The sequence below is a fragment of the Ohtaekwangia sp. genome (genome assembly GCF_036568665.1).
Lineage (GTDB): Bacteria > Bacteroidota > Bacteroidia > Cytophagales > Cyclobacteriaceae > Ohtaekwangia.
Genome location: NZ_DATCSD010000053.1, coordinates 1 through 15951, shown reverse-complemented (window position 1 = coordinate 15951; position 15951 = coordinate 1). Strand labels below are relative to the sequence as shown.

General features: G+C 45.5%; 13 protein-coding genes. 7 read left to right on the top strand and 6 right to left on the bottom strand.

Features of this window, described 5'->3' with window-relative positions:
- The first annotated feature begins 59 nt into the window (after window positions 1-59).
- From VIN08_RS02975 to VIN08_RS02965, 3 genes are all read left to right on the top strand, one after another.
- Complete coding sequence (locus tag VIN08_RS02975; protein WP_331959995.1) at window positions 60-2495, top strand: bifunctional aminotransferase class I/II-fold pyridoxal phosphate-dependent enzyme/GNAT family N-acetyltransferase; 2436 nt, start codon at window positions 60-62, stop codon at window positions 2493-2495.
- Window positions 2496-2664: 169 nt separating this feature from the next.
- Entirely contained in the window at window positions 2665-4071 is a 1407-nt protein-coding gene (locus VIN08_RS02970; protein ID WP_331959993.1) for an alpha-L-fucosidase, read from the top strand.
- 217 nt (window positions 4072-4288) lie between these two features.
- A complete protein-coding gene (locus tag VIN08_RS02965) occupies window positions 4289-4897 on the top strand; it encodes a DUF305 domain-containing protein (protein WP_331959991.1) in 609 nt (202 codons plus the stop codon).
- Between the two features lie 22 nt (window positions 4898-4919).
- Here VIN08_RS02965 and lspA read toward each other — a convergent pair whose 3' ends face one another.
- The 5 genes from lspA to VIN08_RS02940 all read right to left on the bottom strand — a co-directional run bounded on the left by lspA (window position 4920) and on the right by VIN08_RS02940 (window position 8645).
- Window positions 4920-5432: a signal peptidase II gene (lspA, locus tag VIN08_RS02960; protein ID WP_331959990.1), complete on the bottom strand. Its 513-nt coding sequence runs from the start codon at window positions 5430-5432 to the stop codon at window positions 4920-4922.
- A 182-nt stretch (window positions 5433-5614) separates the two neighbouring features.
- Window positions 5615-6415: an AraC family transcriptional regulator gene (locus VIN08_RS02955; RefSeq protein ID WP_331959988.1), complete on the bottom strand. Its 801-nt coding sequence runs from the start codon at window positions 6413-6415 to the stop codon at window positions 5615-5617.
- A gap of 10 nt (window positions 6416-6425) precedes the next feature.
- Entirely contained in the window at window positions 6426-7085 is a 660-nt protein-coding gene (locus VIN08_RS02950; RefSeq protein WP_331959986.1) for an NAD-dependent epimerase/dehydratase family protein, read from the bottom strand.
- A gap of 158 nt (window positions 7086-7243) precedes the next feature.
- The gene (locus VIN08_RS02945; protein ID WP_331959983.1) at window positions 7244-7987 is read right to left on the bottom strand and encodes a hypothetical protein; all 744 of its coding nucleotides are present in this window, start codon (window positions 7985-7987) and stop codon (window positions 7244-7246) included.
- A gap of 13 nt (window positions 7988-8000) precedes the next feature.
- Window positions 8001-8645 carry an ankyrin repeat domain-containing protein gene (locus tag VIN08_RS02940; protein WP_331959980.1) on the bottom strand — a complete coding sequence of 215 codons (645 nt, stop codon included), beginning with the start codon at window positions 8643-8645 and terminating at the stop codon, window positions 8001-8003.
- A 301-nt stretch (window positions 8646-8946) separates the two neighbouring features.
- Between VIN08_RS02940 and VIN08_RS02935 the strand changes: the two genes are divergently transcribed.
- Window positions 8947-9411 carry a VOC family protein gene (locus VIN08_RS02935; protein ID WP_331959977.1) on the top strand — a complete coding sequence of 155 codons (465 nt, stop codon included), beginning with the start codon at window positions 8947-8949 and terminating at the stop codon, window positions 9409-9411.
- 173 nt (window positions 9412-9584) lie between these two features.
- Entirely contained in the window at window positions 9585-11987 is a 2403-nt protein-coding gene (locus VIN08_RS02930) for an ABC transporter permease (protein ID WP_331959974.1), read from the top strand.
- A 97-nt stretch (window positions 11988-12084) separates the two neighbouring features.
- On the opposite strand, the gene VIN08_RS02925 is transcribed toward VIN08_RS02930, so the two are convergent.
- A complete protein-coding gene (locus VIN08_RS02925) occupies window positions 12085-13128 on the bottom strand; it encodes an NAD(P)-dependent alcohol dehydrogenase (protein WP_331959971.1) in 1044 nt (347 codons plus the stop codon).
- Window positions 13129-13305: 177 nt separating this feature from the next.
- On the opposite strand from VIN08_RS02925, the gene VIN08_RS02920 reads away from it, so the two are divergent.
- Together VIN08_RS02920 and VIN08_RS02915 are read left to right on the top strand one after the other, a co-directional pair.
- Window positions 13306-13683, top strand: a complete 378-nt coding sequence (locus tag VIN08_RS02920; RefSeq protein ID WP_331959969.1) for a hypothetical protein — start codon at window positions 13306-13308, stop codon at window positions 13681-13683.
- 163 nt (window positions 13684-13846) lie between these two features.
- Window positions 13847-15951 (top strand): TonB-dependent receptor (locus tag VIN08_RS02915; protein ID WP_331959966.1); only part of this gene is annotated, 2105 nt, incomplete at its 3' end.

Below are 15951 nucleotides of genomic sequence, written 5' to 3'. Positions count from 1 at the left end.
GATAGATATATAGAGTTTGTATTGCTATATTAGTAAAGGTCAGCTAAAAAAAATCCACCATGGCTAAATTCAAGCATAACAGTTTTCTGGATACCGTTGATGAAGTATTTTCAGATGCCATCAAGAGCGGTGTACTTCATTTGTACTCCGAAGATAGTGCGTTTACCGGAAGGCATATACGAATTGGTGATCAGGATCTTTACCACTTCGGCACTACCGGTTATCTCGGCCTTGAGCAAGACCCGCGGCTCAAGCTTGCAGCGATCGATGCTATAGAGAAATACGGAACACAGTTTCCGCTTTCAAAATCGTACGTGTCGTTTGTACTATACCGTGCCCTGGAAGAGCGACTCTTCCGCATGTACAATAACCCCATCGTTGTAACGAAGAACAGTACATTGGGGCATATCGGTGTAATTCCCTGTGCGGTGCGCGATGAAGATGGCGTGATCATCGATCACCAGGCGCACTGGAGCATGCACAATGCCTGCCAGTTACTGAAGCCGCGTGGTATACCGGTAGAGTTGATTCGCCACAGTAATCTCGATATGCTCGAAGACAAGATCAAGGAGCTGAGCCGTAAGTGCGACAAGATCTGGTATATGGCCGATGGTATATATTCCATGTATGGCGATTGTGCTCCTATACCGGAGCTGATGTACCTCTATAAAAAATATCCTCAGCTGCATTTATACTTTGATGATGTGCACGGCATGAGCTGGGTTGGCAAGAATGGAACGGGCTATGTAATGGATCAGCTTAAAACATTGCCGGAGCGTGTGTTGTTGTTTGGTACATTGAGCAAATCGTTTGGTGCGAGCGGTGCTGTACTGGTAACTTCTGATCCGGAAATGCACCGCAGAATAAAAACGTTTGGAGGACCGCTTACTTTCTCTGCACAACTTGAACCTGCTTCGGTAGCGGCAGCCTGTGCTTCGGCAGATATACATCTGTCTGACGAAATATACCGCATGCAACAAGAGCTTGCCGATAATATACTATATTTTAATGTACTGCTGAGCCATACCGATTTACCCTTGCTGGAACGCAACAACTGCCCTGTATTCTATATAGGAACGGGGATGCCGGTAACAGGCTATAATTTTGTGAACCGCTTGATGAAGGAAGGTTTCTTTGTGAATCTGGGTATATATCCCGGTGTGCCGGTAAAGAACACCGGTGTGCGTCTGACAATTTCGCGCCATAACCAGCGCGCAGAAATGAAGGCATTGGTAGAGGCCATGGTATATCATTATCCGAAAGCACTGGCCGAAACAGAAACCACCATGAACAAAGTGCGCAGGGCATTTCACCTTCCTATACCGGAGCAATCCAAAGATATAGCAATGGTGCGCGAAGATATGCAGGTGCAATACGAAACATCTATCGAGGCCATTGATAAAAATTACTGGAACGAATGGATGGGGAAGAAGAGTGTATTTGATTGGGATGGTTTGCGTTTTCTCGAACAGGTATTTTGCAGCAATGAAAAAGAAGAACACAACTGGACGTTCCATTACTTTATCATTCGCGATAAACAATCCAATACATTGATCGTAACCTTTTTCTGCAGGGCTTGCTGGAAAGACGATATGCTGGCACCCGCAGCAGTATCGCGACAGATAGAAGAAAAGCGGCAACAGAATCCATATTACCTCACGTCTACAGTGTTGGGTATGGGCTCATTATTTTCCGAAGGCGATCATTGCTATATTAACAAAACATACCCGGCCTGGAACGATGCACTGCGTTTGTTACTCGATCGTGTAGAGATACTGGATGAAAGTCTGCGTACATCGATGATCGTGCTCCGCGATTTTCAACCCGATGAATCGCTCAACGAGTTTTTTCATAACCAGGGATTTATCAAAGTAGATATGCCGGAGTCGTGCGTGGTAGAGAATATGGAGTGGAACACGCACGAAGAATATCTTTCATTGTTATCGGCACGTTCGCGCAAGCATTTCCGCAGTGATATACAGCCTTACGAAAATTACTTTGATATTGAGCACAAGCAGACTACAGATGCTGCTGAGATACATCACTTCTATACGCTATATGAAAATGTACGCTCGCGCAACTACGACCTGAATACATTTACCTTTCCGGAAAAATTATTCACGGCTATGGCTTCACATCCGCAGTGGGAATTTATAGTACTATATCTGAAGAATGAGCACGATACGCGTGCCGAACGCAAAGCGGTAGGGGTTATGTTCTGCTATAAAAACCTGGATTATACCTACGTGCCTTCTTTTATAGGTATGGACTACGACTATATACAGCAATACCAGCTATACCGGCAGCTGCTATACCAAACTATCAGGCGTGCACGCCAGCTCAACTTCCGTAAAATAGATTTTGGTATGACCGCTTCGTTTGAGAAGAAGAAAGTAGGAGCAACCGTGACACCGAAAGTTGCCTATGTGCAGCCGAAAGATAATTTCTCGTTCGAGCTGATCGGTGGTATACAAAATAAACCTGTTGGCCAATGATGGAGAGAGTATAGGAAACATCAACCAGGCTGGTGCAGGTTGTACCCGTGTGCCGTGTGTGAAATACAGAGCGAAACTGGTTTCGTATTTCGTGCTTGCTCTTTAGATGATTGTATGTAATTTGTCGGCACAAACATTATTCCGTCAAAATTACTAATCACTTTCCCCTATGAAGCTTCAGCGATGGATGAGAAACCATGTTGCTATTTTGCTATGGATACTTTTGCCTATAGCAGCAACAGCACAAAAGCAGGAACAAAAATCACTTGCACAATTGCAACAGGAATTTGTTGATCTGCGCTTTGGCATGTTCATTCACTTTAACATTCCTACGTTTCTCGATTACGACTGGGCCGACCCGGAAGCATCGCCCGCTATATTTAATCCAACAAAGCTGGATTGTAACCAGTGGGCGAAAGCAGCGAAGTCAGCAAACATGCAGTATGGTTGTCTTACCACCAAGCACCACAGTGGTTTTGCTATATGGGATACCAAGACAACTGACTATAATGTGATGAACAGTCCGTTGAAGAAAGATGTAGTGCGTGAGTATGTAAATGCTTTCCGCGCTAACGGTCTGAAAGTAATGCTATATTTCTCGATCCTGGACACACACCACAAGCTGCGTCCGCACCAGATAAACCGCGAACATATTGCGCTGGTAAAACGTCAGCTTACGGAGTTACTCACAAACTATGGAGATATCACGGCCTTGATCATAGATGGCTGGGATGCCCCATGGTCGCGCATATCATACGATGATATACCTTTTGAAGAAATATACTCCCTCATCAAATCCATTCAACCGAATTGCCTGGTGATGGATCTGAATGCCGCCAAGTATCCGGCAGAGGCTTTATATTATACCGATATAAAATCATACGAGCAGGGAGCAGGGCAGCATATATCCAAAGAAACCAATCGCTTGCCTGCATTGTCGTGTTTGCCCATCAACCCCAACTGGTTCTGGAAAACAAAGTTTCCGCATGAAGCTGTGAAAGATCCGGCAAAAATGGTAAACGATAATATTATACCATTCAACAATGCGTATTGCAATTTCATTCTTAACGTGGCGCCTAATCGTGACGGTCTCATTGATGACAATGCAGTAAATGCTTTGAAGGAAATTGGTAAACGCTGGAAACCACAAGGGGTTGTTGGTAAACTTCCGGCAGGTGAAGCTCCGATCATTTCATCCAACATCGCCAAGCATCAGCCTGCCTTCAGCAGTTGGAGCGATGATATGTGGATTATGGATTTTGCCAATGACGATGATTTCTCTACGGCATGGCAATCGAACCCGACTGTGAAGCAGCCGTGGCTGGAGATAGTGCTGGACCGAGAGAAGCCGTTTAATGCGATCAGCATTATGGAAGCATCACCGCGTGTTAAGAAGTATCATATACAATATTATAGCAACGGTACCTGGAAACCACTGGTAACGGCCGACAGTAAAGGTAAATTTAACCTGCACCGTTTTGATCGTGTATGGGGCGATCGCATCCGTATCTCGTTCGATGAATTTAGCGAGCCACCGGCCATTGCCGAAGTAGGCGTCTATTATGAGAAGCGCTAGCCGCGGCAAATATTCATAATATATAGAATAAGCACGCTTCGCTTGTAGACGGCCATCCACAAGCGAAAGTATATTTCTGCAAACGGTATTGAGTATACCGGTTATTGTGCGTAAATTATATGCTGATCATTTTTCGTTGAAAACCGGAGGGCAGGCATAGATATTAAGTGTATGTCAGTTCTCCCGATCATTCTTCACATTAAAAAGGTTTCAGCGTATGAATACACGTATAATACTTCCTTTCCTGCTTCCGGCAATCATGTGCCTGTCTGTAGCCTGCCACGATGAGCCTGATACCAACAACAGCGAGATCATGGCGATCATGCGAAATATGTCTGACGACATGAAAGCAGCATCACTTACCGGAGATGCTGATCGCGATTTTGCCAGCATGATGAAGATGCACCACCAGGGCGCCATTGCCATGGCCAATAAACAACTCGAGAAAGGAAGTGATGCAGGGCTGAAGAAAATTGCGCGACAATTGATTACCAGGCAAACGGAAGAAGTAGCACGCCTCGATACATTTCTGCTGGGCCATACTATAGTTGCATCCGACAGCGGTGCGCGATTCGATGCTGACCTGGATGAAACGATGGCGCAAATGGATAAGAGTGCAGAGTCGCAGTCATTGAAAGGAAATATAGATCGCGATTTCGCTACACTCATGATTATGCATCACGTAGCCGCGATTGCCATGGCACAGTCGATATTGAAGTACGGGCACGATCACGGCCTGAAAGAAATGGCAGCGAAGATGATCGAAGATCAGAACGAAGAAATAGAGGAACTCCGAAACTGGATTAACAACAACCGGCAGTTCTGATGCCGGCAGCAGTATATATAGCTTAGGGCAATAACGTATCGGAGATATTTTTCCGCTGGTATAGTGCATCCGTTATGATCATACCGATGCCCACCATAATGGAGACATCCGCCATGTTAAAGATACCGGTTTGAAACAGTATAAAATCGATGTGCAGGAAATCGGTAACCGAGCCATACATAAGCCTGTCGTATACATTGCCAAAGCCTCCTCCTAAAATAAAGCAAGCCCCAGTAAGCGTAAGCCTGGAAAGACCTGTTCTGCTGAGTATATACAGGAAGGCAAGCATCAGTACTCCCAACGGAATGCCGGTGAGCAGTATACCGCGCAGCGGCTGCGGAAGATCATGTCCGATACTCAGGAATGAACCCTGGTTCTCCACTTTCATCACCATGAGGTGATCGTGCAGAAAGCTGATCGTTTCACGGTCTGCTATACGCTTCCGGATTATATCTTTCGAAACCTGGTCGCAGCCGATGTTCGAAGCCATGATCACTACAATCGCGCAAGCCCGTATAATTTTCCGAGTATCCATACAGGAAAGATACGCAACGGTTCCGGCAATGCAAAGCCATGGTATGTATAGCACAAAGCTATACATCCAGCGTTTCATGCGATTACTTCAACTGGCTCATGATCATTTGTTCGAGGGCAAAGGTCTGCACAGAACAGCGAGACGATTTTGTCTGGATGCTCAAAGATTGTTTTGCCAGTAGTTCACGCAATACTGGACGGATTGTAGCCGAACATCTGCTTGAAGGAAGCAGAGAAGTGGGAGAGATTCTCGAAACCTACTTCGAGGTATACATCAGAAGGTTTTTGCTTGTGTTCGGCAATAAGAAAGTGTGCCTGCTTTAATCGTCTCTCCGAAAGCCAGCGCTGTGGCGAAGTATGAAACACTTTTTGAAAATCGCGCTTGAAGGTAGCGAGGCTTCTGCCGGAGAGATACGCAAATTGTTGCAGCGATATATTGAAAGTATAATTGCGCTGCATAAAATCCGCCAGGTCTATCTTGCCCGGTTCACCAAACGTTCCGAGTATAGCATCAGTGCGCTTGTCGAGCGAGCGAAGGATCGTGATCGCTTCCTGTATTTTTATATCGATCAGCTCCTGCGGCAGCGATGTCAGTTCGCTATACGGACGCAGTGAAGCAAAGAGACTATCCACCAACGGTTCCTTGGAAAAGTATAGATTCTTGAGTGATTCTTTTATAGAAAGAGGACGATGCTCCGTATAGTATTTTTGTAAAAAAGGACGTCTGAAAAATATAGCTGCCGACCGGAAGGGCTCGTCTTTACCGGGATGCTTCACAAACTTGGCCAATTGATTTCGCGCGAAGAGCACTGTATCTCCGGCACGGAGTGTATAGCTCTTGTCGAGCTCAGTAACGGTAACTTCTCCGGAGTATATATGCGATAGCCCGTGCTCCGGTATAAAGTGTTCGGTTGCTATATATTTATCTTCGTTGCAGGCGAAGAATATATCCTGGATGGAATGAAGGTGACTGTTGGTGCTCATAGCGGTAGCATCAGGCTTTGGCTAGTGCAATGATGTCGGTACCTTCCAATACCTTTTTGCTATAGCCGATACCGGCACTGTTGATCAATGCCTGCGCCAATTCGGGCAGTGTGCAAAAGCCGGAGGGATACAACGCGCGGCCTATGGGAAACATCCAGCCTATATATTTATAGAAACTGTGTGTACGCGATAATCCCTTTATCGGCTTGATGAAGCCTGGCCTGAAAGCATATACCTGGCGAAACGGAAGTTTCATCAAATCGTTTTCCGTTTTACCTTTTACACGTGCCCACATGCTTCTGCCTTTTTCGCTGCTATCCGTACCGGCACCGGAAATATAGCAGAATGTCATATCCGGGTTGAGGCGGCACAACGTATCGGCTACGTGCAGAGTAAGTGTATGCGTAACACGAAAGTAATCGGGCTCCTTCATGCCGACCGAAGAAACTCCGAGGCAAAAGAAGCAGGCGTTGTAACCAACCAGCTGATCTTCTATGGCCGACAAATTGTAGAAATCGGCATGGATAACTTCTTTCAGTTTCGGATGCGATATGCCGGAAGGCTTTCGGTTTATTACCAATACGCGTTCAATGCCGGGGTGCTGTAGACATTCATATACTACACCTTCTCCCACCATACCTGTGGCGCCTGTTACAATTACACGTATCATATTGTTGTGATTGATTTTATACGAACAAAAGTAAAGAAAACATGGTGCTCCGGCCTGGGGCATTATACTTTTTTGTTGCACAGAATTACGGCAACGGCTGGTATAAGCCAACCGGTGGTTGTAACCTGTATCGTTACAACGGCAACAGCTGCTATAGATCAGTTTTGCAGGTAGTCATTCGGAATATTTCGAGGAGTATATTCTATACCATAAGCCTGTTTCAGCAGTATAGCTACTGTCTTTACGGTGGTGCGTTCATCGCGGTGCATTTGTGGCAGTAGTCCCATCATAGCATAACTAATGGCATTCACGGAAGGTATGAGTGTCTCCCAGGGATAACCTTTCCCCCAGATCAATCCGGGAACGGTGAGTTTCAGATCAGCCGATTTCTCCAATAGAAATTGCATCATGGCCGCAGAGTTATTCGAGTTTTGATTGACTGTATGAAATATAGGCGTTTGTCCTCCGAAGCCATGTTCATCTATACCGGCCGCTATATTTACCGGCACACCGGCCTGTACCAGTACTTCCGCACAGGCTACATGATTAAGCTCTGCGCAAATATGCAGCAGGGATGCTTCATGCAAAGGCGTATAGGCACACCGCAAGGTATATTTGCTGAAAGCCGCTGCAGGGTTATGTTGCAAGTGCTGTGAAAGTGCCGGTGCATCATTCAGGAGCACGGCAAGCAATACACCGTCATCAAACACAAGACCATGATCAACAAAAGCTTTTACACATTCTTTAAAACGCGGAGTACGGGTATATTCGCTGGTGAGTTCATAGAGCAGCGGCTCATTTCTGAAAACAGCATTTGCACTAACACCTTTGGCGAAGCAGGCACGAATGCCTTCTATAGAGTGTAATTCAATCTGCACAATAATATCGTCCAGCGTATGCATAGTATATATATAGTCAGGCGTGGATTAGTAAAGCACGCAGTGCATCATCTTCCGGTTGCAGAAATTCAAGTGGCGTGTAGCCTTCCAGGTTGGGGATGCTGGCATCAGCTCCTGCCTGCAGCAGTAATTGTACACAGGCTACCTGGTTGTGTCGGTTGGTATCACCACCAAAACGATAACCATGCACGGCCCATAACAATGCTGTACTTTTAAAATCTATACACAGGCGATTGATCTCCGGCCGCTCCTGCAAGAGTCGTTCAACGACTATATCGCGTCCGCACCAGGCAGCCCAATGTAAAGCAGTGCCTCCGTGGCAACCACCATGATGTATATCAGCACCGTGCGCTATATATAGCAGCGCCACTTCATCGGCATGTAAACTGGCGGCTGCTACCAGCGGTGTATCGCGATTCTCTTCAAAGCCATAGCCATTCACAGCAGCGCCATGCGCCAGAAATATTTTGGCCATCTCCGCAGCTTCATGGTCAGTATAGGTTCCGGCAAACACACCATCGCAGAGGCGATGCAGCGGATGTGCCTTGATGCGATTGGCATCATCGAACGGTATACCTTCGTTGGCAAGCTCTGGCTGTTGCGTGAGTGCTTCGTGCAAGCCTTCGTAATCAACCCGGTTTATAAGTTCTTGTATAGACATAGTATGGATGTTTTTATAACCGTAACCGGTAAACCTTCAGCGTAGGGAAGTTACACATGATTCGCTTGTGAATGAAGCGCAGACTTGAAATTTCATACGGTAAGGATCGTTGTGTGTATTAAAGCCGATGCCTTTGGTCAGGGTTGCTACAGAAACGCCTGCACGAATCGGTAAAGATTCTCATCTCCAATACTTGAACAAGCCACTTATCAAAAGATATTTTGACCGTGATGTGCAATTGAATACTTTGATAAGAATTTAACCGTGGCTCTTCGGCCACCAATAATCGAAACACGAACGTATGAAAAAATTTATCCTGCTCCCGGTAGTAGTAATAATACTGGTTAGCTATGCTACCTCTATACAGGCACAGGCACCAGCCCGTAAAGCGGTTCTCAATCACACCGCTATCTATGTGAAAGATGTAAAAGCTTCGGCCACATTTTATCGATCCATCATTGGCCTTGATACGATTCCCGAACCTTTTCACGATGGCAAGCATGTGTGGTTCCGTATAGCGCCCGGTGTAGCGATGCATGTGATTGAAGGTGCCGATCAGAAAAAAGAATACTATAAAAATCAGCATACCTGTTTTAGTGTTGCATCGGTAGATGCTTTTACAACACTTCTTAAAAAGAATCATATACCCTGGGAAGATCGCGATGGTGCAAAGCTGGCGGTGACCACGCGGGTAGATGGTGTAAAACAGATCTGGTTACAAGACCCTGACGGATACTGGCTCGAGATAAACGATGCGAAAGAATAGCGCACAGTTCTCAGCGATGCGCGTCCGGTGCCGAACGATTGATCTTCGTAACTGAACAAGAAGTATAGGTAAATGTGTGATTTTACATTTCTTTTCAAAATGGCTTGACCTTTGTAATAGCGGCTTCGACACGGAAGAGAACAGTTTGTACTCTTCTGACAAGTATATAGCCTATGATCCGTAATTACTTCAAGACTACACTTCGTGCGCTGATGCGTGAGAAGGTAAATACTATCATGAACGTAACAGGACTCACGCTGGGTATAGCCAGCAGCCTGGTGCTCTTCCTGGTAATAAAACATTCTTCCAGTTTTGATCGCTATCATACCAAGAGCGATCGTATCTATCGGATCGTTACCAAATCCAAAGGTAATAATGGCGATAGATTTACTTCGGGCACTCCCGATGTTTTAACCGAAACGTTTAAACAGGATTTTCCGGAAGCAGAAGAAGTGGTGTTCACTTCGTTTCGTTCCGGTGCGATGATCACCATCGAGAAAGACGGAGTGGTAAAGAAGTATGAGAGCGATAATAACATGGTGTTTACACAACCATCGTTCTTTAAAATATTCGATCGTAAAATTCTGACGGGCTCTTCAGAGAAAGCGCTCGATGAACCGAACGAAGCAATTATATCGCGTAAAGGTGCGCTGCGCTATTTCGGTAAAGAAGATGTGATCGGCGAGATTGTAAAGCATAACGACATCGACTATAAAATTTCTGCGGTAATGGAAGATTATCCTGTCAATACCGATTTTCCTTTTGACCTGATGTTATCGGCTGTTACGATCAAGAAGAAAATGGAAGAGAACGGTTGGGGAAGTATATGGAGTGACGATCAATGTTATTTCCTGCTGAAAGAGCGCGAACCGCTAAGCAAGATTGAAGCACGTATACCTGCATTTGTAAAAAAATACATGGTTGAAAATCCGGCTGATCGTACCTTCCTGATGCAGCCCTTGAATGAAGTCCATTCGGATGCGCGCTTCGGTAATTACTCCAACAACACGATGCCGAAGCCAATGCTGGTGGCACTGAGTGTGATCGCTATATTTCTGCTTGTTACAGCATGTATAAATTTTATTAACCTCAATACTGCCGAAGCTATCAAGCGCTCGAAGGAAGTGGGTATCCGAAAATCATTGGGCAGCACGCGTGGCCAGCTGGTGATGCAGTTTCTGGGAGAAACTTTTTTGATAACAGCAACTTCAGTGCTTCTTTCGGTGGCTGTTACACAAATAGCGTTGTTGTTCCTCAACCCGTTTATGAAAACCAGCCTCGCGCTAAATCTGCAGAGTGATGCAATCGTGTGGCTATATCTGGCGGGTGTAACAATTATAGTAACCGTATTCTCCGGTATATATCCTGCATTTGTTGTTTCCGGATTTAAACCTGCACAGGCACTGAAGAATTTAGCAACCAATAAAAATTCTTCGGGATATACCTTGCGCAGGGGATTGGTGATTGTGCAGTTCTTTATCTCGCAGTTCTTTGTGATCGGTTCTATTGTGGTTATGCAGCAAATGGACTTTCTGCAGAAGAAGGATCTTGGCTTCGATCGTGATGCGGTAATTGTTATTCCTATACCGGAAGCCGAAGAGCCTGCTATAGCGCAAGGCTCCGGAAAGATGCGTACACTGAAGAACGAGATTCTGCGATTGTCCGGTGTAGCCAAGGCGAGTCTTAATAACACTCCGCCATCATCCGGCAGTACTACCGGCACTACCTTTGCTATAGCCGGTAAACAGGATGATACATTTGATGCACAGGTAAAATTTGTAGATGGTAACTATACTGACCTGTATAATCTGGAGCTGATAGCCGGAGAGAACCTGGGAGACCTGGATACGATGAGAGGTTTTATAGTGAACGAAAAACTGGTGAAAACCGTAGGCTATAACAACGTGCAGGACATAGTGGGTAAAGAGATGACGATCTTTGACAAGACCTACCCGGTAATTGGTGTACTGAAGGATTTTCATACCATGTCGCTGAGCCAGGAGATAGGGCCGGTAGTGTTGCTGAACGATATTACCAGCTATGGAAGTCTCTCGGTAAAATTGAACGGTGCGGATATGCAGGGCACGATCAGGCAGATACAAGACAAATGGTCGGCAGCGTACCCGAACTATATATTCAGCTATAAATTTCTCGATGAGCAGATTCGCGGATTCTACGAAAGCCAGCGGAAAGGATTTATACTGTTAAGTATATTTTCTTCGCTCGCCATTTTTATAGGATGCCTCGGATTATTTGGCCTAGCTACTTTTATGGCCAATCAGAAAACCAAAGAGATTGGCATACGTAAGGTACTGGGTGCCTCCGTGGAAAGTATACTGTTGCTTTTCTCGAGGGAGTTTGCCCGGCTGATTGTGGTTGGATTTGTTTTTGCCGGAGTGGCTGCCTGGTTTGTTATGACAAAATACCTGGAGCAGTTTGCCTATAAAATAAAAATAGGGCCGATGATTTTTATAGCCGGTATAGGTATATCGTGCCTGATAGCCGCGCTGACGGTAGGCTATAGATCCATCAGTGCTGCCACGGTAAACCCGGTAAAATCGCTGCGATCGGAGTAACGATTACCTTTATAAAAAGACGTTAGTGTAGTAGTGAATAAAAAAGCATCGGAGGTATATACCTTCGATGCTTTCGTTTTATATAGCAGTATATATACTAGAGCGATGCCATGTCGATCACAAAGCGATAGCGAACATCGCCTTTCACCATGCGGTCGAATGCTCTATCAACATCCTGTATATTGATAAGCTCAATATCTGAAACAATGTTGTGTTCAGCGCAGAAGTCGAGCATCTCTTGTGTTTCCGGTAAGCCACCGATCATAGAACCTGCCAGACTCTTTCTTCCACCAATGATGCTGAAGGCAGCAACAGCAGCAGGCTCAGAAGGTACACCTACACATATATGCGTTCCGTTTGTTTTCAGTAACGACAGGTATAGATTCAGATCGTGCTCTGCTGATACTGTATCGAGTATAAAATCGAAAGAGCCACGCACACTGTCGAGTTGCTTCTTGTCAGAAGTAACAACAAACTTGTGCGCACCTAATTGTTTGGCGGCTGCTTCTTTCGAAGGAGAAGAACTGAGCACAGTTACTTCAGCACCAAAGGCTACACCAAATTTTACGCCCATGTGGCCGAGTCCGCCAAGACCCAGCACAGCGAGTTTATGACCCTTGCCTACTTTCCAGTGGCGCAGTGGTGAGTAGGTGGTTATACCTGCGCAGAGTAAAGGAGCTACTGCCGGCAGTGATAATTTTTCGGGTATACGCAATACAAAATCTTCATGTACCACTATGGTATTGGAGTATCCGCCAAACGTAGGTGTCTTGCGATCCTGCTCGTAACCATTATAGGTTGGTGATACACCATTGGTACAATATTGTTCGAGACCATCTTTACAGTTGTCGCATGTTCTGCAAGAATCAACGAGGCAACCCACACCTGCGAGATCGCCTACTTTGAATTTTTTAACATGTGCACCAACCTTTACTACCTTGCCTACGATCTCATGACCGGGTACCATCGGGAAAACAGAACCACCCCACTCATCGCGGATCTGGTGCAGGTCGGAGTGGCAAATGCCACAGTAAAGTATATCAAACTGTACATCATGCGCACCCACTTCACGTCTTTCAAAATTCCAGGGGGCGAGATTGGTGGTCGCGCTCTGCGCGGCATATCCTTTTGCTTGTATCATGGTTCAGTTATTTAGTTAAGTTTCAAGAGGCGAATATCTTTTGTTATAGCAGTGATCGGATAACAACATTCAAACATAAAAATGTAAAAATCAAACAATGGCTTTCCGGCCCAGCCTAATTAATAAATTATTATCTGCCGGTTTGATGGAAACGACTTTCGATTACCTTTGCCCCGGTTGAAAAGAATCGTTGCCATAGCGCTCATCTTCTTAATGTCGGCCCAAAGCATGTATATGCTGGGATTGGTAACATATTTTCAATTGAACCGCGGCTATATTGCCGAGGAGTTGTGCGTAAACAAAGATAATCCAATTACGATGTGTTATGGCCAGTGTTTCCTGAACAAGAACCTGAAGCTGGTAACTGAAACCGAAAAACAGGAAGCCCCTGTTGGCAAACACAAACTCGAGATACCTGTGTTTGTTATGTCTGAAATGAAATATAGCTGCAACCCGGTGGTGAATCATGCTTCGATTGCCTATACCGGCTATAGCCATACAGTTTCCGCTGATTTTTCTACGGCTATATTTCATCCGCCCGCACTTCTTTCATAATCTGTTTTTCCCGTACGGGAGCCTTTTTACATTTTTTTATTTATACCGATTGAGAGTCTGCTGATTCTCGTCCATCCGCGCAAGTATACGTTCGTCTTGTAACTATTGCATCATGCATGTGTACAAGAGATGCTGCTATACGTTGCCGTTGACTATTCTGATCATGAAAAAGATATATATACGGATTGTATTCGCTATACTCACACTGGCATGTCCTGCATACGCACAGCAAGTAGTGCATGGAAAGATACTCGACAGCCAAACAAAAGAACCTCTTATAGGTGCCACGGTATCTATACCCGGCACCGGCATTGGCGCAGTAACCGATATACATGGCGCCTTTCAGCTTACCACTTCTTCCACAGATATACTGCTCGAAGTATCCTATATCGGGTATGATAAACAAACGGTAACCTTTACCGGCAGCGAGGCACTGGTTATCGCTTTGCAACCTTCGGTAAACAACCTGCAACAGGTAGTGATCACGGCCAACCGCGAAGCCGCATTGCGCACGGATGCCCCGGTGGCGATCAGTAAAATATCATCGGTAATGATCAATGATGCCAAGCCTGTCTTGCTGAATGAATTGATCAACAAAGTACCCGGTGTAGTAATGCTTAACTATAACAACGAGCAACACGCTATGGCTATACGCCAGCCGATGGGTACATCTGCTTACTTTTTGTATATGGAAGATGGTATACCTATCCGGCCGATGGGCGTGTTCAATCACAATGCGTTGATCGAAATGAACGTGATGTCTATCTCTACGGTAGAAGTAGTAAAGGGGCCAGCATCATCGCTCTATGGACCAGAGGCAGTAGGTGGCGCGATCAATTTTATTACCCGCAGACCTACCGCATTACCTACGGCCAGCGTAGGTATACAGGTTGATCAATGGGGCTACAAACGCATTCAATACGGAGCAGGAGGGATGATCACGAAGAAGCTGGGTATATATATAGGAGGATTTCAGGCAAAGCAGCGCGATTCGTGGCAGACGTATTCTGACTATGATAAGTCTTCGATCAACGCCCGACTGGATTATGCGCTCACTGCTAAAACGAATTTTACCTTAGCCTTTTCCGGCAATGAGTATAACTCCGATATGTCGGGCAGTGTGGATAGTATAGCATTCTATAACCGGGAATATACCAGTACCACCGACTTTACTTATCGCAAAGTACATTCTCAACGCACACGCTTTACGGTTACACATCAATGGAACGCCAGTCATGAAACGATGCTGACGCTTTTCTATCGTGATAATTATATAGAGCAAAATCCGAATTACTCTATTCGCTGGACAAGCGGAAGCACATCGGCTACCGGTGAAGTAAACCGAAACAGTTTCTATAGCAAAGGTGCTATACTGCAACACAGCATAAAACTTCCTTTTTTACAATCGCGCATACTGGCAGGCGGAAGCATCGATTACTCGCCCACCAATTACTGGTCGTATCAGACCGAGCTCGGAGCACAATTGCGGCCGGATGGCAAGTCTGTAGAGAAATATACTTTGCTGAAAGAAGATAAAGATGTTTTCCTTTCAAAGTATCAGGCTAATCTGGTGAACTCCGCTATATATAGTCAGGTGGAGATGAACCCGGTGGAGCGATTGAAAGTTACCGTAGGAGCGCGGTATGACCGTATGTCGTTCGACTACCAGAATTACCTCGATGCAACTTCCGGTAACAAAGCTTACGAACGTGTTACGCCCAAGATCGGTGCGACTTATGATTTAGGTAACGGTAAAGGACTTTATGTAAACTATAGCCAGGGATTTTCCCCTCCAGGCCTCACATCAGTCTTCCGCAAGAAACCAACAGCAGACCCTGCTGCTCCTACTGAATTTTACTACAACCTGGAGCCTGCGCGTTTTGACAATATAGAACTGGGTGGCTGGGCTTCGCTGTTCGAGAACAAAGTATATATCGATGCAGCGGTATACCAGATGAATGGTCACAAAGAATTACTCAGCATTCGACAGCCGGATAATTCGTACGATTATCAGAGTGCCGGTAAAACACTGCATCGCGGTGTAGAATATAGCCTTACGTATAAACCGGACGACCAATGGTTTATTCGCTTTGGCGGAACAAACGCGATACACCGCTTTGAAGATTTTGCTTTAAGCACACGCAGCAGCGACCAGGTGAAGAATGTAAATGGCAATGATATGCCACAAGCCCCGCACTGGATAGCCAACAGCGAAGTAACATACAAGCCAAAGTATATAAAAGGGTTGCGTATAGCCGTGGAGTGGCA

What these genes read in the sequence shown, in the direction of transcription:
- VIN08_RS02975 (WP_331959995.1), top strand. Translation starts at nt 60, where the DNA reads ATGGCTAAATTCAAGCATAACAGTTTTCTGGATACCGTTGATGAAGTA.
- VIN08_RS02970 (WP_331959993.1), top strand. Translation starts at nt 2,665, where the DNA reads ATGAAGCTTCAGCGATGGATGAGAAACCATGTTGCTATTTTGCTATGG.
- VIN08_RS02965 (WP_331959991.1), top strand. Translation starts at nt 4,289, where the DNA reads ATGAATACACGTATAATACTTCCTTTCCTGCTTCCGGCAATCATGTGC.
- lspA (WP_331959990.1), bottom strand. Translation starts at nt 5,432, where the DNA reads ATGGATACTCGGAAAATTATACGGGCTTGCGCGATTGTAGTGATCATG.
- VIN08_RS02955 (WP_331959988.1), bottom strand. Translation starts at nt 6,415, where the DNA reads ATGAGCACCAACAGTCACCTTCATTCCATCCAGGATATATTCTTCGCC.
- VIN08_RS02950 (WP_331959986.1), bottom strand. Translation starts at nt 7,085, where the DNA reads ATGATACGTGTAATTGTAACAGGCGCCACAGGTATGGTGGGAGAAGGT.
- VIN08_RS02945 (WP_331959983.1), bottom strand. Translation starts at nt 7,987, where the DNA reads ATGCATACGCTGGACGATATTATTGTGCAGATTGAATTACACTCTATA.
- VIN08_RS02940 (WP_331959980.1), bottom strand. Translation starts at nt 8,645, where the DNA reads ATGTCTATACAAGAACTTATAAACCGGGTTGATTACGAAGGCTTGCAC.
- VIN08_RS02935 (WP_331959977.1), top strand. Translation starts at nt 8,947, where the DNA reads ATGAAAAAATTTATCCTGCTCCCGGTAGTAGTAATAATACTGGTTAGC.
- VIN08_RS02930 (WP_331959974.1), top strand. Translation starts at nt 9,585, where the DNA reads ATGATCCGTAATTACTTCAAGACTACACTTCGTGCGCTGATGCGTGAG.
- VIN08_RS02925 (WP_331959971.1), bottom strand. Translation starts at nt 13,128, where the DNA reads ATGATACAAGCAAAAGGATATGCCGCGCAGAGCGCGACCACCAATCTC.